Annotated in this window: 17 protein-coding genes; 8 read left to right on the top strand and 9 right to left on the bottom strand. The window is 40.4% G+C overall.

Annotated elements, in window-relative coordinates; all coding sequences use genetic code 11:
• Positions 1–5: 5 nt before the first annotated feature.
• The 3 genes from cmk to lon form a co-directional block, all read right to left on the bottom strand.
• On the bottom strand, positions 6–698 hold the full coding sequence (gene cmk / locus K8F54_RS03670; RefSeq protein ID WP_290787163.1) for a (d)CMP kinase: 693 nt from the start codon (positions 696–698) through the stop codon (positions 6–8).
• Positions 698–1,717, bottom strand: coding sequence for a type IX secretion system protein PorQ (porQ, locus tag K8F54_RS03675; protein ID WP_290787166.1), 1,020 nt, complete (start codon positions 1,715–1,717; stop codon positions 698–700). Before porQ ends, cmk begins: the two co-directional genes overlap by 1 nt.
• A gap of 191 nt (positions 1,718–1,908) precedes the next feature.
• Positions 1,909–4,359, bottom strand: coding sequence for an endopeptidase La (gene lon, locus K8F54_RS03680; RefSeq protein WP_290787169.1), 2,451 nt, complete (start codon positions 4,357–4,359; stop codon positions 1,909–1,911).
• Between the two features lie 251 nt (positions 4,360–4,610).
• Here lon and K8F54_RS03685 point away from each other — a divergent pair, with 251 nt between their 5' ends.
• Genes K8F54_RS03685 through K8F54_RS03700 form a run of 4 tightly spaced genes read left to right on the top strand, consistent with a single transcriptional unit; the run spans position 4,611 to position 7,531 of the window.
• Complete coding sequence (locus K8F54_RS03685; protein ID WP_290787173.1) at positions 4,611–5,171, top strand: RNA polymerase sigma factor; 561 nt, start codon at positions 4,611–4,613, stop codon at positions 5,169–5,171.
• Positions 5,164–5,709 (top strand): hypothetical protein, encoded by a 546-nt coding sequence (locus tag K8F54_RS03690; protein ID WP_290787176.1) that lies wholly within the window; start codon positions 5,164–5,166, stop codon positions 5,707–5,709. Before K8F54_RS03685 ends, K8F54_RS03690 begins: the two co-directional genes overlap by 8 nt.
• Entirely contained in the window at positions 5,693–6,781 is a 1,089-nt protein-coding gene (locus K8F54_RS03695) for a hypothetical protein (RefSeq protein ID WP_290787178.1), read from the top strand. The genes K8F54_RS03690 and K8F54_RS03695 overlap by 17 nt, the downstream gene beginning before the upstream one ends.
• A gap of 15 nt (positions 6,782–6,796) precedes the next feature.
• Positions 6,797–7,531 (top strand): head GIN domain-containing protein, encoded by a 735-nt coding sequence (locus tag K8F54_RS03700; protein ID WP_290787181.1) that lies wholly within the window; start codon positions 6,797–6,799, stop codon positions 7,529–7,531.
• Positions 7,532–7,589: 58 nt separating this feature from the next.
• Here K8F54_RS03700 and K8F54_RS03705 read toward each other — a convergent pair whose 3' ends face one another.
• From K8F54_RS03705 to K8F54_RS03715, 3 genes are all read right to left on the bottom strand, one after another.
• Entirely contained in the window at positions 7,590–8,984 is a 1,395-nt protein-coding gene (locus tag K8F54_RS03705; RefSeq protein ID WP_290787183.1) for a DUF6252 family protein, read from the bottom strand.
• Positions 8,985–9,033: 49 nt separating this feature from the next.
• The gene (locus tag K8F54_RS03710) at positions 9,034–10,353 is read right to left on the bottom strand and encodes an MFS transporter (protein ID WP_290787185.1); all 1,320 of its coding nucleotides are present in this window, start codon (positions 10,351–10,353) and stop codon (positions 9,034–9,036) included.
• A 73-nt stretch (positions 10,354–10,426) separates the two neighbouring features.
• Positions 10,427–11,248 carry a M48 family metallopeptidase gene (locus tag K8F54_RS03715; protein WP_290787187.1) on the bottom strand — a complete coding sequence of 274 codons (822 nt, stop codon included), beginning with the start codon at positions 11,246–11,248 and terminating at the stop codon, positions 10,427–10,429.
• A gap of 212 nt (positions 11,249–11,460) precedes the next feature.
• Between K8F54_RS03715 and K8F54_RS03720 the strand changes: the two genes are divergently transcribed.
• The 4 genes from K8F54_RS03720 (at position 11,461) to lpdA (ending at position 14,392) form a co-directional block, all read left to right on the top strand.
• Positions 11,461–11,973, top strand: a complete 513-nt coding sequence (locus K8F54_RS03720) for a collagen-like protein (protein WP_290787190.1) — start codon at positions 11,461–11,463, stop codon at positions 11,971–11,973.
• A 2-nt stretch (positions 11,974–11,975) separates the two neighbouring features.
• Positions 11,976–12,458 carry a peptide-methionine (R)-S-oxide reductase MsrB gene (gene msrB / locus K8F54_RS03725; RefSeq protein ID WP_290787193.1) on the top strand — a complete coding sequence of 161 codons (483 nt, stop codon included), beginning with the start codon at positions 11,976–11,978 and terminating at the stop codon, positions 12,456–12,458.
• Positions 12,451–12,852: a peptide-methionine (R)-S-oxide reductase MsrB gene (msrB, locus tag K8F54_RS03730; RefSeq protein ID WP_290787196.1), complete on the top strand. Its 402-nt coding sequence runs from the start codon at positions 12,451–12,453 to the stop codon at positions 12,850–12,852. The genes msrB (K8F54_RS03725) and msrB (K8F54_RS03730) overlap by 8 nt, the downstream gene beginning before the upstream one ends.
• Positions 12,853–13,015: 163 nt before the next feature.
• On the top strand, positions 13,016–14,392 hold the full coding sequence (gene lpdA, locus K8F54_RS03735; RefSeq protein WP_290787199.1) for a dihydrolipoyl dehydrogenase: 1,377 nt from the start codon (positions 13,016–13,018) through the stop codon (positions 14,390–14,392).
• A gap of 51 nt (positions 14,393–14,443) precedes the next feature.
• Here lpdA and K8F54_RS03740 read toward each other — a convergent pair whose 3' ends face one another.
• From K8F54_RS03740 to K8F54_RS03750, 3 genes are all read right to left on the bottom strand, one after another.
• Positions 14,444–14,866, bottom strand: coding sequence for a type II 3-dehydroquinate dehydratase (locus tag K8F54_RS03740; protein WP_290787202.1), 423 nt, complete (start codon positions 14,864–14,866; stop codon positions 14,444–14,446).
• 10 nt (positions 14,867–14,876) lie between these two features.
• Positions 14,877–15,500, bottom strand: coding sequence for a porin family protein (locus K8F54_RS03745; RefSeq protein ID WP_290787205.1), 624 nt, complete (start codon positions 15,498–15,500; stop codon positions 14,877–14,879).
• A gap of 254 nt (positions 15,501–15,754) precedes the next feature.
• On the bottom strand, positions 15,755–16,333 hold the full coding sequence (locus tag K8F54_RS03750) for a porin family protein (protein ID WP_290787207.1): 579 nt from the start codon (positions 16,331–16,333) through the stop codon (positions 15,755–15,757).
• Positions 16,334–16,479: the final 146 nt, after the last annotated feature.

Consider the following 16,479-nt stretch of genomic DNA (forward strand, 5'->3'; position numbering starts at 1 on the left):
AACGCCTAAATTCTGCCGGCAATACGATCCTTTGCCAATTGAAGAATAATATGAAACTGATCTTCTAAGTTCATGTCTGAATTGTCAATTTCAATTGCATCTAAAGCCTTTTTTAATGGAGAATCGGCCCTTGTTGAATCCATATGATCACGTTCTGTCACATTCTCCAAAACCTCCTCATATTGCACCGAATCGCCTCGTGCCACCAATTCTCTATAACGACGCCCTGCCCTTTCTTCGGCAGTAGCCGTCATAAAAATCTTTAATTCGGCATTGGGAAACACAACGGTGCCAATATCGCGACCGTCCATTACCACGCCTTTTTCTTCACCCATCTTGTGTTGCAGCCGTACCAACTTCCTGCGTACTTCCGGAATAGTCGCTATGGGGCTTACATATTCGGAAACTTCCATGCTGCGAATCGCCTTTTCTACATTTTCACCATTGAGGTACATTTCGGCCTTTCCACCTTTGTTTTTTCTGAATTCTACCCGAATGTTCGGCAATGCATTAATTAGTTTGTCGGTGTCAATATGTGTTTCAGAAATAAATCCGTTGCGCATGGCATACAAGGTAACCGCCCGGTACATAGCGCCGCTATCCACATAGACATAGTCCAGCCAATTCGCTAATTGTCTGGCAACTGTACTTTTCCCGGTGGATGAATAGCCGTCAATGGCAATAGTAATTTTTCGCATTACTGCAAGTTAATATTTAATCCGAAATTACTGGTTGAAGCCGCGGTGTTATATTTGACATATGAATAACTAAAGCGAAGTTTGTTTAATCGAAGTGAGAATCCCGCACTTAGTCCGGCAAATGCTCGTTTTTCAAGAATACGCAATTCCTCACCACGGCGCAGGTTGTATCCCAATCGAATGTTGAAGCCACTTTCCGGAAAAAGCTCTATCCCTATAATCATATGGCGAAAAGCGTGATCTATAAAATTGATCTTCTCCGATTGGGTATTTCCCTCAAGATCGGTTATGTCTCGTGCTGAGTTGGGAAATGCCACTTTCCATTGTTGCATATTTTCGAGGGTGAAGTGCCAGCGGATAGGAATGTTCTCTAAGGTCTGCGATACCCCGAAGATCAATTCGAATGGTAATGGCTCGTATTCGGTGTCGTAAGGTGAAAATTGCGTCCCTAAATTTCTCGCCACCCCGGTTATTTGAAGATCCCAGTCTTCATAGACATACATGAGTCCAATATCCACCGCACCTCCAAACGAAGAATACTGCTCTAGTTTTGAGGAGATCAATTTTACATTGGCTCCCACATGGAAATTTGTATAAGGAATATTTCGGGCATGCCCAAAAGACAGGGCTACCTCTCCTCCACTAAATGTATCGGTGGGATTCCCCAATTCGTCGTACCCATCAAATTTTCCGTAGTTGATATAGGTAATTCCGGCGTGTAGTACTCTGGTACGGCGGTCCCATAAATAGGCGTAGGCCACACTTCCATAGTTGATATCTCCAATATAGTTGAAGTAGTTTAACGAAAGCTGATTGTCCATTTCCGGGTTGATAGAGGCCGGATTGAACAGTCCCTGGGTTGGGTCGTAATCGTAATTGGTAACAGTTTTTCCTCCTAAAGCCGCCTGTCGAGGTGAATTTGCCAGATTTAAAAACTGGTAGGTTGATTTCCCACCTACCTGCGAAAAAACAGAAGTAGCTATGAATGAGGTTACTAAAAATAAAACCTTATGATTCATTAGTTGTGAGATACCTTTACCTGAAGTTTAAAACGAATGCAAGTATAATTTATTTTCGGCAGGGAAAAAAGAGTTTACTTATTTAGTCTATTTGCAAACCGATGCATTTTACCAAGTCTCAAAAGGTGCTAGTGGTATTCAAAGTATAAAATGTTGCGTCCTGCTTTTCGGCATGAGAAAACAATATACGGTTATAACTTTTTGGCGTTTTTCACCTTCTCTTTTGTCAACGCAAGATCAAGTACATCGCCCATTTCTTTCACATAGTGAAACTTCAACCCTTTTAAGTATTCGGGTTTTATCTCTTCGATATCACGTCTATTGTCCTCACATAACAAGATTTCTTTGATCCGCGCCCGCTTCGCTGCTAGAATCTTCTCTTTGATACCCCCTACCGGCAGTACCTTTCCTCTTAACGTAATTTCGCCTGTCATCGCGATGTTTTTCTTTACTTTCCGTTGTGTGAACAGCGAAACCAACGACGTAAGCATGGTAATCCCAGCACTTGGACCATCTTTTGGGGTAGCTCCTTCCGGTACATGGACATGCACGTTGTATTTTTCAAATACTTCAGGATCGATACCCATTGATTCTGCATTCGATTTTATATACTCCATCGCTATGGTGGCCGATTCTTTCATGACCTTACCTAGGTTCCCGGTTAATGTAAGTTGTCCTTTTCCTTTTGACAAAATGGATTCAATAAATAGAATATCACCCCCAACTCGCGTCCAGGCCAATCCCGTTACAACGCCGGCCACATCGTTGTTCTCATATTTATCGCGCTGCATTTTTGGGGCTCCTAATACATTTTCAATTAGCGTATTGGTCACTTTTGTTTCATAAGTTTCTTCCATAGCGATCTTCATAGCCGCATGACGCACCATTTTGGCGATCTGCTTTTCCAAACCACGTACACCACTCTCACGCGTATAGCCTTCCACAATTTTCTCCAATTGCGGTTTGCCAATGGAAAGATGGGATTTGGCAAGGCCGTGTTCTGTTAATTGCTTCGGAAGTAAATGTCTTTTGGCTATTTCCACCTTTTCTTCGGTGGTATACCCTGAAACATTGATAATCTCCATCCTATCTAAAAGCGCAGGCTGAATAGAACTTAAACTATTCGAAGTGGCAATAAACATCACTTTGGAGAGGTCGAATCCCAATTCCAAGAAATTATCATAAAACGCAAAATTCTGTTCCGGATCTAGCACTTCGAGCATGGCGGATGAAGGATCCCCCTGATTTCCCATAGAAAGCTTATCTATCTCATCGAGTACAAAAACAGGATTACTCGTTCCGGCTTTCTTTAAGCTTTGAATAATTCTACCCGGCATCGCCCCAATATAGGTTTTTCTGTGTCCTCGAATTTCCGCCTCATCCCTTAAGCCACCAAGCGATATCCGCACGTATTCCCGTCCTAGGGACTCAGCGATCGATTTCCCCAATGAGGTTTTACCTACCCCCGGAGGGCCGTATAAGCACAGAATAGGCGATTTCATATCGTTTCTGAGCTTTAAGACTGCGAGGTATTCAACGATTCGTTTTTTTACGTCATCCAATCCGTAATGATCGCGATCTAAGATCTTTCTGGCTCGTTTTAGGTCGAACTTATCCTTGCTAAATTCATTCCAAGGCAACTCAAGAACGAGATCCAGGTAGTTTCGTTGGATACTGAATTCGGCCACCTGCGGATTCATACGCTGCAGCTTGGCCAGTTCTTTATCGAAATGCTTGGCAACCTCTTCATTCCATTTCTTGGTCTTGCCGCGGGCACGCATTTCTTCGATTTCCGCTTCGGAAGTATTACCTCCTAGCTCTTCTTGAATCGTTTTCATTTGTTGATGCAAGAAGTATTCGCGTTGTTGCTGACTTATATCGCTTTCTACCTTCGACTGAATATCTTGACGCAACGATAGCTTCTGAATCTCTATATTCATATAGCGCAAGGTCTCAAGTGCACGCTCCTTCAAGTCGTTTATTTCCAGTAATTTTTGCTTTTCAGCCACCGAAATATTTAGATTGGAGGACACGAAATTGATCAGGAATGAGGTGCTTTCAATATTCTTGATGGCAAAGGCCGCTTCCGAAGGAATATTGGGACTCTCCTTTATAATCTCAAGGGCCATTTCCTTTATGGAATCGATGATGGCAATAAATTCTTCGTTCTCCTTGGCGGGACGAGCCTCTGCTACTTCGCGAATGGTAGCTGTCATATAGGGGCTGGTGGTCAACACTTCAGCGACTTCAAAGCGTTTTTTACCTTGAATGATCACCGTGGTGTTGCCGTCGGGCATCTTTAAAACTCGTAGAATTTGAGCTACCGTTCCAATGGTATTAATATCTTCTAAGCCGGGCTCTTCTTTGTCTTCATCTTTTTGAGAAACTACACCAATTACTTTGGTGCCTTTGTTGGTTTCATTTATAAGTTTAATGGACTTATCACGACCAGCTGTAATGGGAATTACAACACCCGGAAACAATACGGTGTTTCGGAGCGGCAACAAGGGAAGCACTTTTGGTAAGTCTTCATTATTCATGGCCTCTTCGTCTTCAGGAGTCATTAAGGGGATTAACTCGGCATCTTCTTTCAATTCCTGAAATGACAAACTGTCTATCGTTGTTAGCTTTGTTTTGGACATAGTATGATTTACGACATTGTGTCACTAAAAGTAGCAATTACAATGTTTTTGCTGTATTAATATTTATATTTTTTTTTTGAAATTCCCCAAAAACACAGGGAATTCCGAAGCAACTTCACCCCCCATAAGTCAAGAGTTGTGCCAGTCTGTTAGCGGCATCCCAATTTGACATTAAAACCGGAGGCATATTTTTTAAATACAAGTGTAACAATTGGTAACTTGCTACATCTTTAGATTAAACAAATGTTTTTTTGACGCTAACCGAACAACATATTAATTCGTTACTCGCTCTTTGTCAGAAAGGAAATCAGCTAGCACAGGTTGAAGTCTACAACCGTTATCAACGCGCCATGTACAATACCGCGCTTCGTATCGTGAAAAACACCGCTGAAGCAGAGGATATTATGCAGGAATCGTTTATTACGGCCTTTGCAAAACTTCATACCTTTAAAGGAGATGCCTCATTTGGTTCGTGGTTAAAAAGAATTGTGATAAACAATAGTATTTCACAGTACAGAAAGTCACAGCGTTTTATGGAAATTCACGATGATAGATTCCCCGATACGGCGGAAGAATCATTACCCATGGAGCTGCTTGATCAAGAGGAAGTCCCGCTAAAAGCAAAGCAATTGCTCGCCTGCATGGAAGAATTGCACGATAGCTATCAACAAATTCTAACGCTTCATTATATTGAAGGCTATGATTATGAAGAGATCTGTGAGATTCTGAAAATAAGTTATGCAAATTGCCGAACACTTATTTCCCGCGCCAAAGAAAGTTTACGAAAAAAAATAGTAATGCACCATGAATAAAGAGTACATACATACCATTTTTAAACGTTTAGAAGGCACCTTCGACGTGGAGGAAACACCAAGCGGACACCAAAAAAGGTTTTTGGAGAAATTACATGCTGAAAAGCACACTCGTAACAACCCAAAATGGTGGAAACCACTGTCTATAGCCGCTTCTGTGTTGGTTATCTTCGGAATAGGGTTTACCTTTCTGAATACGCCAAGCATTGAAGCAGCCGAACTGGCAAGTGTCTCTCCCGAAATGGAACAAACACAAACTTTTTTTACCACAACCATCAACAAGGAGCTTCAAACATTAAAAAACTTTGATGCACCCGAGACAAAAGCCCTCGTGGACGATGCCTTAAAACAAATGGAAGTGCTAGAAGTTCAATACGAAAAACTAAAAGTAGATTTAGTAGAAAGTGGCAACGATAAACGCGTTATCTACGCTATGATCACTAATTTCCAAAGCAGAATTGAACTACTAGAACAAGTAATAACCACCATAGAAGAAGTTAAAAATCTAAATAACACTAAAAATGAAACCACAATCTAAATTACTGATACTCCTTTTATTGTTGCCGGCGATGCTTTTGGCAAACCACGGCCCCTTTAAAGGAAAATATACAAAAGAGAAGAAAATAAAGAAGGAATACTCCGTTAACGCAAATGCGGGGTTGGAGGTTGATAATTCGTACGGAAATATAGAGATCACCACCTGGAATGAAAACCGAACGGTGATCGAAGTGCACATTTTAACAAATGGAAATGATGAAGAGGAGGTTCAAAAACGGTTGGATGAAATCACTGTCGATTTTTCCGGAAATGCCTCACTGGTAAGTGCAAAGACCCGATTTGGCGATAAAAAAGGTAGCTCTTGGAGTTGGTGGGGAAAGAAAAACAAAAATATCTCGATTGAAGTACATTATACCATTAAATTGCCTGTTACGAATTCGGTAGACCTTGACAATAACTACGGCGCTATAAATCTGAATCGGTTGGAAGGCAATGCCAAGATCAATTGTGACTACGGTCAGTTAATCATAGGAGACCTCATGGCAAATAACAACTATCTAAATTTCGATTATACAAGCAAATCTACAATTGCTTATATGAAAAGCGGAAAAATTGATGCCGATTATTCGAGCTTCACGCTGGACAAGGTTGGTAATTTGGAGTTGAATGCAGATTATACCAATTCGGAAATAGGCGAAGCCAATGAGGTAAACTACAACTGTGACTATGGAAAAGTAACAATACACAAGGCTGTGAATATTCTTGGACGTGGTGATTATGTGAGCAACCGAATTGGGTCTGTAAGCGGATCCTTGAACTTGAATACCGACTATGGATCTATAGTTGTGGACCGGCTCACGGGAACCGCTAAAAACGTCACCATCAATGCCGACTATACAGGAATTAAATTAGGTCTAGCGAGTAATTACTCCTTCGATTTTACCGTTCAACTGTCGTATTGCGGTATGAAAGGGGAAGAATTGGTTACCATGTTGAAATCCTCTTCAGAAAATAGTCAGAAAATGTATTCCGGGTATCACGGTAGTAAGAACTCGGGCAATATCGTTAATATAGACTCCGATTACGGAGGCGTAACCTTTTTCAGAAACTAATTAACACACAACCTTATGAACACACTAGTTAAAATTACACTTGCCATTTCACTTACCCTACTTGGTCATACCGAATTATTGGCTCAATGGGGTAGCAAAAAAGTGGTGGGTAACGGAAATGTGGTAACAAAGACTGTTAACACATCAGATTATGCGGGTATTCAGGTCGTTGGATCCATGGACGTACACTTGCAAAGAGGCGCTGAAGGCACTATTGCTGTGACCACCGACGAAAACTTACAGGAATATATCATTGTTGAAGTGAAAGAGAATAATATGTTGGTGATTCGAACTGAAAAGAACACCAGCTTGAAAACTAAAAAGGGGATACATATAACAGTCCCGTATGAAGATATTTCTGAAGTATCCTTAGTGGGTTCGGGGGATATTGATTCGAAGGATACAATTACGGCTTCCCAACTTGAAGTTTCCTTAACAGGATCGGGTGATATGGTGCTCACAGTCGATGCGGCCGATATAAATGCCAAGTTGACCGGTTCCGGTGATTTGGACCTTTCGGGAAAGGCAGCAAATTTAGAAATAAAAATAAGTGGAAGCGGTGATTATAAAGGAGCCTCCCTTATAGCAGATAATGTACAGGCCTATGTATCGGGGTCGGGAGATGCAAAAGTTTATGCAAAGAAACACATAAAAGCCCGTGTTAACGGCTCGGGAGATATTCGGTATGCCGGAAACCCTGAAAAGAGTGATACTAAGGTCTCAGGCTCGGGCACCATTAAATCGATGTAACCGTATCACAAAAAAAAGCCGCTTAGAAAGCGGCTTTTTTTATTTGGTATGTTTTGCATCAGTCTAATTGAATGGTGAAGGCTCCATTCGCAATTTGATACACGGTAGGATCCTGTCCTGTGGTATCAATGGCACTAAACTCGAAGGTGCCTTCAATAATTTTTTCCGTTGTATCGTAACTCACAATGGACAAGGTCCCAGTAACCGATTTAAAATTTCTCGGATCGGTAGTGTCGGGTATATACAGTGCAATTTTTTCGTCTCCCACAGTTAGATCGGTAGTCATTTGATACATTCCAACCTCGATTGCTTCAGGGAATGTTAAGCGTAAAAATTGCGCATTTGTAGTATCTTCAGTAGTAATCCATACTGTTGGAATTCCACTAACCGGTGTTTGTACAATATCGAGCATATCGGGCATATAGCTTTCTCCATCAATTTCGGCTACTAATACGTTGGTAATATCTCCTGAATTGGCAATATAATCGACTACAAATCCGGCTTCGGTAATTTGATGAACGGCCGGGTCTGTTCCTAACGGATCGGATGCTCTAAAATTAAATTGTGCCCAAAGTTTTCCGGTCGTTGTTCCAAATTCGAGAATTCGGATAGATCCCGGACTGGAAGTAAGGTCCTCACCGCCAGCTCCATCATTGTACATGGCTATTAATTTGGTTCCATTGGAAATGGATTCCATATCCCATGGCCCTCCTACTCCCTGATTTTCAGGAATATCTACTCTAATTGTTGCGCCCGCTGCGTTGGTCGCCACTACGTTCAGCATTGGAACACCCGCAATCGTAACTTGTGTTACCGTAAGGGTTTCGGCAATAAAATCCACACCATCTACCTTGGCAAAGAAAATATCATCCACGCCTCCGTCTCCATTGTCTTCAATGGTATATTCAATAGTGTTAAAAGCTCCTGAGGTAACTTCAACTGTTTCAATAACCGGATCACCATTACCGTCTAGAACAGGATTGCCTTCAGCATCTAATTGCATTCGGCCTCCAACAAAATTAAAAGTCCCGGTGACCGTCAACAATTCAGTATCCATTTCAGTTAGGGTCACTTCTCCGGTTCCGCCGAAAGCAACAAAAGAAATATATGGATTGACAGGTGTATTGGAATCAATATAGGTACCAAACGTTTGTGTACCAGTACCCGCCGTTAGGTCAAAGGTGCCAACCCCTGCTCCGGCAATAGAAAGTGAAATACTTTCTCCTGTAGTGGTTTTTAATCCTGTGATCACCAATACGTCGCCCGATAAGACTCCGCTGGCTGTTTCCGCCAAAAAGTCTTGGCCATTCACCTTGGCTTTAAACTCGCCTTCGGCAGCAGTATTTGGGTCATCCTGTTGGAAGGTTCCCTCCAAGGGTTCGTTATCACAAGCAGTAAACTGAAATGCAAGAAAGGCGACAAGCAAATAGTTTAATAGTTGAAATTTTTTCATAAGTAGTAAGTTTTCTCTGGTAATAACCGCAAACATAAGTAAAAATTGTCTATTTGTTATTTTTTCTTGGCACTCTAAGAAGTAAAATTACCCCTATCACAAAAAATGTAACTAAGAATAATATCGAGTTCCGCATACTGCCCGTAACCTGATCAATGATACCATACACCAGCATTCCAATGACAATACCAATTTTCTCGGCTACATCATAAAAACTAAAATAAGAGGTTGTCTCGGTAGTTTCGGGTAAAAATTTAGAATAGGTAGATCTGGAAAGGGCTTGAATTCCACCCATTACCAATCCAACAATTCCGGCAGTCATATAAAACTGAATAGGTGTTTCAATAAAATATGCTATGATACAAATAAGTACCCAAATACCGTTGATAACAATAAGCGTTGGGATATTTCCAAATCTTTCAGAAGATCTGGAGGTAATCGTGGCTCCTACAACAGCCACTAATTGAATAATAAGGATACTTACAATAAGCCCAATGGTTTTCTCATCGTTTCCTCCCCAAGCAATCTCCTGCTCCCCAAAATAGGTGGCCACCAGCATTACAGTTTGGACCGCCATGCTGTATACAAAGAAGGCCGCTAAATAGCGTTTTAATTTTATATTTTCTGAAAGTGACCGATAGACCCCTCGTAATTCTTTGAAGCCATTAAAAAGGATCTTTCGGGTGACCCTGTGTCCCGAAGAGACACCCTTTGGTAGATAATAGAAGGAATATTGACTAAAAGCGATCCACCAAACACCGACCGTGATAAAGGAAATTTGCATGGCCTTCATACTGGCTGCATCTCCTTCACCCAAACCAAAGAGTTCGGGCTTCATCACCATTAATAAATTGAATAGGAGCAAAACGACGCTCCCAATATATCCTAGTGAATATCCTTTAGCACTAATTCGATCCTGTTGCTCAATATGGGCTACATCGGGTAAATAGGAATTATAAAACACCAAACTACCCCAGAAACCTACTAGTCCTAGAAAGTAAAAAAGTAAGCTTATCACAATGCGGTCCAGATCGAAGAAATACAATCCAATGCAGGATAAGGCACCCAGATAACAGAAAAATCGCATAAACGCCTTTTTGTTACCCACGTAATCGGCGATCCCGGAGAGTAATGGCGAAATAAAAGAAACCATCAAAAATGCGGCGGCTGTGGTATAACTAATTAAAGGGGTACTCCGAATTGCGCCTCCAAAGATCGTAACGGTTTCTATTCCAGCCGTTTTAAACAGCGCCTGATAATAAATGGGAAATATGGCCGAAGCAATTACCAAACTATATACTGAGTTTGCCCAGTCATAAAACGCCCAGGCGTTTAATAACTTCTTACTTCCTTTTGCTAATTGCCCCATAAAGTGGTATCGTTAAATAGTAAAAATCCCGCTAAAGCGGGATTCTAAAGTAGTAAATAAATTTAAGAAGGGATTATTTTTTAAATGAGGTTACCCCAAACTTCCTTGCCTCGGCTTTCGCGGCCGGTGCCCAACTTGTAATATTGCTAATTCGGGTGTCACTGGATGGGTGGGTACTCAAAAATTCGGGTGGTGCACTACCGCTTGCACTAGCTTTCATTCGTTGCCACAATTCGGCTGCAACCATGGGGTCGTAACCTGCAATTGCCATAAGTGTTAGGCCAATTTTGTCTGCCTCACTTTCATGATTTCTACTAAACGGCAGCATCACTCCTACTGTGGTACCTAATCCATAATAGGTGTTAAACGCTTCTTGGTTCTTCGGGTCCTTGCTTAAAGCAATATTTCCAGCAACAGCACCTAAGGCCTGATATTGTGCAGCGCTCATTCGTTGTTGCCCATGGTTGGCCAGTGCGTGTGCTACTTCATGACCCATAATTGCGGCAATCCCGGCTTCATTCTTCGCAATGGGTAAGATTCCCGTATAAAAAACAATCTTTCCTCCCGGCATACACCAAGCATTGACAGCCGGATCGTCCACTAAGTTATACTCCCATTGGTAATCGTTCAAATATCCCGCATACCCATTCGCGGTTAACCAACGTTCGGAGGCAGTGGCTATTTTCTGTCCAACCGACTTAATACGCTGTGCATCGGCTGTTCCGGTAATTACCTTGTGTTCGCCTAAAAACTGATCGTATTGCTGAAATGCCATCGGAAATATCTGCGAATTCGGAACCAATGCCATGGTCTGCTTACCGGTAAAAGGATTGGTAGTACAGGCTATAGATACTGCTGCCAAGACAACAAAGGAAATAATAATTTTAAATTTCATGCTAATAGTGTTTTAATTATGGTTTAAAAATAAGATTTAAATTTTCAATTGAAATAAAAAAGTCGGAAAACCGATGCCCGGCTTTATATTTTTTTGAAAGGCCAAAAATAATGCCAAAAATGTAATTCATGCAAGTGGTAAAATTATAATTAAACACATACTTTTAAAGAATGGAACAACTTTTGTAATAGAATCCAAAAAAACAAATTCTTATGAAACATCTTATTCTTTTATTCGCTGCTTTTAGCACTATTTTATTTACCTCTTGTGAAGGAGACCCGGGACCTCCGGGTGCGCCTGGCATAAACATACTGGGACAGGTTTTTGAAACCACCGTCGATTTTACAGCTTCCAATAATTATGAACAATTAGTTGTATTCCCTTCTAATATAGAAGTTTATGAAAGCGATGCCATTTTAGTGTATTGGCTGGAAGATGTAATTCCGGATAACAGTGGAGGAACCATTGATGTTTGGAGTCCCCTACCTCAGACCATTTATGTAAACGAAGGATCATTTCAATATACTTTTAATCATACATTTTTGGATGTCCTACTATTTCTTCAAGGCGACTTTGATCTCGGCCTGTTAGGAAACGGTTTTACCAACGACCAAACCTTTCGGATTGCAGTAGTTCCGTCAGAATTTGGCAAAACAAGCATGAGTATGGAAGCATTATTGCAAGCCCTTCAAATTGAAACAAATCAAATACGCACCCTCGATTAGCAATGAAGCACGTCTTTTTCTTAGTAGTAACAAGCATTTTGTTAAGCTGTAATTCTTCGGCACAAAACAAAAAGGAAACGAAGCATTTTCCCATTAGTAAAACAGAAGCTGCATGGAGAGCTAGTCTCACCGAACTTCAGTACTACGTCTTGCGCGAAGAAGGTACAGAACGGGCTTTTACCAGTCCGTTGAATAAAAACTACAGCCCCGGAACCTATGTATGCGCTGCTTGCAAGACCCCACTCTTTAAAAGTGAGCATAAGTTTGATAGTGGCACAGGGTGGCCGAGCTTTGATCGTGAAATTAAAGGAAATGTGGCATTTTCAACCGACCACAACATAGGCTATGCACGTACCGAAGAGCACTGCGCTAACTGTGGCGGGCATTTGGGTCATGTATTTGATGATGGCCCCAAGAAGACGACCGGAAAAAGACACTGTATCAATGGTGCTGCTCTCGATTTTATTCCTTCAAAAGATGAATAGTAAAAAATATCCAATTCAGAAGACAGAAGCCCAATGGCTGGAAGAGCTTGGTCCTGACAGATATCGCATTCTTCGAGAAAAAGGAACTGAACGTCCTTTTACAGGAGAATACAATCTTAATTTTGAAAATGGCAGCTATGCCTGTGGTGCGTGTAGAACTCCGCTTTTCGAAAGTAATAACAAGTTTGACAGTGGCTGTGGATGGCCCTCTTTTGATGAATCAATTAAAGGCTCGGTGGAATACATCAAAGATGCATCCCACGGAATGATCCGTACCGAAATAGTCTGTGCAAATTGTGGAAGTCATTTGGGTCATGTATTCAATGATGGGCCCACCAGTACAGGACAACGGTATTGTGTAAATTCGGCCTCCGTAGATTTTCAGAAAAAATAAAAAATTCGATTTCAAAAACAAGACGTCAAATCCGAAATATCATTTTTTGAGTTTGACGTTTTTTACATCTCAAATAATTTGTGATTTGATTTTTGGAATATGGAATTTTTCTTTTTGAATTTTGTAATTTCGTGTCTTTATATTACTGACTTAATTACAGAACATGAGTAAATACGATATTATAGTGTTAGGGAGTGGCCCAGGGGGCTATGTCACAGCAATTAGAGCTTCACAACTAGGCTTTAAAACGGCTGTTGTTGAAAAAGAAAATTTAGGTGGTGTATGTCTGAACTGGGGTTGCATTCCTACGAAAGCACTGTTAAAAAGTGCAGAGGTTTTTAAATATTTACAGCATGCCGAGGACTATGGCCTTACTGTTAAGGGAGCCGATAAGGACTTCGGTAAAGTGATAGATCGCAGTCGAGGGGTTGCAGATGGCATGAGCAAAGGAGTGCAGTTTTTGATGAAAAAAAATAAGATTGATGTCATTAATGGCTTCGGAAAAATAAAACCCGGCAAGAAAGTAGAAGTAGACGGAAAGGAATATACAGCAGACCATATTATAATTGCCACTGGTGCGCGTTCACGCGAGTTACCCAATTTGAAGCAGGATGGAAAAAAGGTGATTGGTTATCGTGAGGCCATGTCTCTGAAAACACAACCCAAAAGCATGATTGTAGTGGGTAGTGGCGCCATAGGAGTTGAATTTGCACATTTTTACAACGCAATGGGGACGGCAGTAACCATAGTAGAATTCTTACCCAATTTAGTGCCCTTAGAAGACGAAGACGTTTCAAAACAATTTGAAAAATCCTTCAAAAAAGCAGGTATAAAAGTGATGACATCTTCTTCCGTAGAAAAATTAGATACTTCAGGAAAACTTGTTAAAGCGACTGTAAAAACGCAAAAGGGAGAAGAAGTACTTGAAGCAGAGGTAGTGCTTTCGGCAGTTGGAATTTCATCGAACCTTCAAGATATCGGACTAGAGGACGTAGGAATTGTAGTAGATAAAGACAAGATCATGGTAAATGACTGGTACCAAACAAACATACCCGGCTATTATGCCATAGGAGATGTGGTTCCAGGCCCTGCTTTGGCTCACGTTGCTTCGGCCGAAGGAATTACCTGTGTAGAAAAGATTGCCGGGATGCACATAGAACCTATCGATTATGGAAATATTCCAGGATGTACCTATGCGACCCCTGAAATTGCAAGTGTTGGTATGACCGAAAAACAGGCGAAGGAAGCCGGATACGACTTAAAAGTTGGAAAGTTTCCCTTTTCAGCAAATGGAAAGGCCAGTGCCGCCGGAACTACAGATGGCTTTGTAAAGGTAATCTTCGATGCCAAATATGGCGAATGGCTCGGCTGCCATATGATTGGTGCCGGAGTGACCGATATGATTGCTGAAGCCGTTTTAGGACGTAAATTGGAAACTACAGGTCATGAAGTATTAAAAACCATTCATCCACACCCAACTATGAGTGAGGCCGTTATGGAAGCTGTTGCCGATGCCTATGGCGAAGTGATACATTTATAGAAATATATTTTTGTAATATAACAAGCGCTTTAAGAAATTGAAGCGCTTTTTTTATTCAGAAGCCAGAAAGCTTTGAAGCGCTAGTTCATAACTCTGCAGTCCGAAGCCTAGGATAATGCCTTTGGCATTAGGAGAAATAAATGAGCTATGCCGAAACTCCTCACGAGCAAAGGTGTTCGAGATATGAACCTCCACCACAGGAGTTGTAATTGCTTTTACCACATCCCCTATTCCTACGGAAGTATGTGTATAGGCAGCTGCATTCAGAATAATACCGTCATAACTATAACCCACTTCTTGTAATTTGTCGATTAATACACCCTCAATATTGGATTGAAAATGTTCTAAATGAACGCTTTCATATTTTTTTTGAATCCGATCGAAAAAATCATGAAATGATTCGTCACCGTATATGTCATTCTCCCGCTTTCCGAGTAAGTTCAAATTGGGACCGTTAATGATGATGATCTTCATGTTTAAATTTCTAAAAATTATAACCCATAGAAAGCTGAGCGTTTCTATTCTGGACTTTACTATTTGGAAAAACACTTGTTATTCCAAAAATATATCTTCCTTGAATAAAAACATGAGAACTCAATTTTAGCTGAACTCCTACAGCAATTCCCAGTTCTAACGTGTTAATATCTTGGGTTTGTTCAAACGGTGTTGGATCATTCAATTCGGCATTGTGCTTATATTTTAAAACATTCTTCGCATCAATATTAAACCCAAATTGGGGCCCAAACTGAAGCCCGAAATTAGGCACAACTGCATATGTCCCTAAGATGGGTAGATTCAAATAATCCAAGTGATTTATTATTTCGAAAACAATTATTTCGTTATTGGTAGGCTCACGCACCTCTATCTCACCGTAATTAAATCCCTGTCTGGAATAGGTCAACTCAGGGGTAACCGAAAATTTTTCAGAAATCTCATAGGAAGTTACAATACCAAAATGAAATCCAACTTTCGATTTGGAAATGTCTACAACCCAACCAGCCACATCGGTATAGTTTCCACCGGCCTTAATGCCAAAACCTATTTTTTTCTGGGCTACAGCATGGCTTGCAAAAATAAAAACCATAATTATCAGGACTTTCTTTAGCATAAGTTAAAATTAGTTTGAATTTGAAAAATAGAATAAATTTCTAAACTATATCACGTAAAAGTTAAAAAAAACGGAAGCTTTTGCCTCCATTTTTATATAATATAGAAACAGCAAATAATAACCAGCGTATTTTTTGTCATAAGTAGAGTTTTAAATTAAGCTGAAAAACAGAAAAAGTTTATTAGCTATTGCATTCTAATTAATAAAAAAAGCGGAAACATTTGTCTCCGCTTTTAAATCATTACATAAAATTATTAAATTGAAAATCCTGCAGATACTTGAAATACATTATTCTGATTTGAATACGTATATCCAGAAACATCATTTATATCGGTAATTCCTTTATTATAGCGTAAACTAAAAAATACCCCCATTGGCAATCGATAGGTTGCGCCTATTCCAATAGCAATATCAGTACTCTTATAGGAATCTTTTACATCAACACCCGATTGATCCGCTTTAATTAATACGCCAATTACAGGCCCTAATTCTCCGCTAAGTCCTTCGATGATATGATATTTACCCATTATTGGAAAGTTTACATAATCCAATTGTATGTCACCGGCTCCTGTAAAATCCCAATTACTTCCTTGGGATGAATAAAGAATTTCTGGTTGCACGGAAATCTTTTCAGTTATAGGTACTTCTACTAAACCTCCAACATGAAAACTTACTCTAGAACCAAAACTACCAAAGCCTCCACCAAGATAGGCATCACCTCCAATAGAAGCGACATTCACACCTGCTTTGGCTCCAAAATGAACTTCACCCTGTGCAAATGAAGTTGATACAGTTGAAACTGCAATTGCAGCTAATAAAATTAATTTTTTCATAATTAAGTGTTTTGTTAGACACGTAAATGTATAAAAAAAAACGGCATGTCTCTGTATAGCAATAATTTAATTCATAAAAAAGAAAATATCAGTTTCGGCTCGAATATCTTTAGTATTCAATCTTAATTAAAGAACCATCCAACCGA

Origin of the sequence: Altibacter sp. (assembly GCF_019913785.1) — a bacterium.
In the GTDB taxonomy this organism is placed as follows: domain Bacteria; phylum Bacteroidota; class Bacteroidia; order Flavobacteriales; family Flavobacteriaceae; genus Altibacter.

Bases quoted from the DNA above. Each gene is read 5' to 3' on its own strand.
- K8F54_RS03705 (WP_290787183.1), bottom strand. From the start codon at position 8,984: ATGAAAAAATTTCAACTATTAAACTATTTGCTTGTCGCCTTTCTTGCA.
- msrB (WP_290787193.1), top strand. From the start codon at position 11,976: ATGAAGCACGTCTTTTTCTTAGTAGTAACAAGCATTTTGTTAAGCTGT.
- K8F54_RS03740 (WP_290787202.1), bottom strand. From the start codon at position 14,866: ATGAAGATCATCATCATTAACGGTCCCAATTTGAACTTACTCGGAAAG.
- K8F54_RS03720 (WP_290787190.1), top strand. From the start codon at position 11,461: ATGAAACATCTTATTCTTTTATTCGCTGCTTTTAGCACTATTTTATTT.
- K8F54_RS03750 (WP_290787207.1), bottom strand. From the start codon at position 16,333: ATGAAAAAATTAATTTTATTAGCTGCAATTGCAGTTTCAACTGTATCA.
- lon (WP_290787169.1), bottom strand. From the start codon at position 4,359: ATGTCCAAAACAAAGCTAACAACGATAGACAGTTTGTCATTTCAGGAA.
- K8F54_RS03695 (WP_290787178.1), top strand. From the start codon at position 5,693: ATGAAACCACAATCTAAATTACTGATACTCCTTTTATTGTTGCCGGCG.
- porQ (WP_290787166.1), bottom strand. From the start codon at position 1,717: ATGAATCATAAGGTTTTATTTTTAGTAACCTCATTCATAGCTACTTCT.
- cmk (WP_290787163.1), bottom strand. From the start codon at position 698: ATGCGAAAAATTACTATTGCCATTGACGGCTATTCATCCACCGGGAAA.
- K8F54_RS03700 (WP_290787181.1), top strand. From the start codon at position 6,797: ATGAACACACTAGTTAAAATTACACTTGCCATTTCACTTACCCTACTT.
- K8F54_RS03690 (WP_290787176.1), top strand. From the start codon at position 5,164: ATGAATAAAGAGTACATACATACCATTTTTAAACGTTTAGAAGGCACC.
- msrB (WP_290787196.1), top strand. From the start codon at position 12,451: ATGAATAGTAAAAAATATCCAATTCAGAAGACAGAAGCCCAATGGCTG.
- K8F54_RS03710 (WP_290787185.1), bottom strand. From the start codon at position 10,353: ATGGGGCAATTAGCAAAAGGAAGTAAGAAGTTATTAAACGCCTGGGCG.
- K8F54_RS03745 (WP_290787205.1), bottom strand. From the start codon at position 15,500: ATGCTAAAGAAAGTCCTGATAATTATGGTTTTTATTTTTGCAAGCCAT.
- K8F54_RS03715 (WP_290787187.1), bottom strand. From the start codon at position 11,248: ATGAAATTTAAAATTATTATTTCCTTTGTTGTCTTGGCAGCAGTATCT.
- lpdA (WP_290787199.1), top strand. From the start codon at position 13,016: ATGAGTAAATACGATATTATAGTGTTAGGGAGTGGCCCAGGGGGCTAT.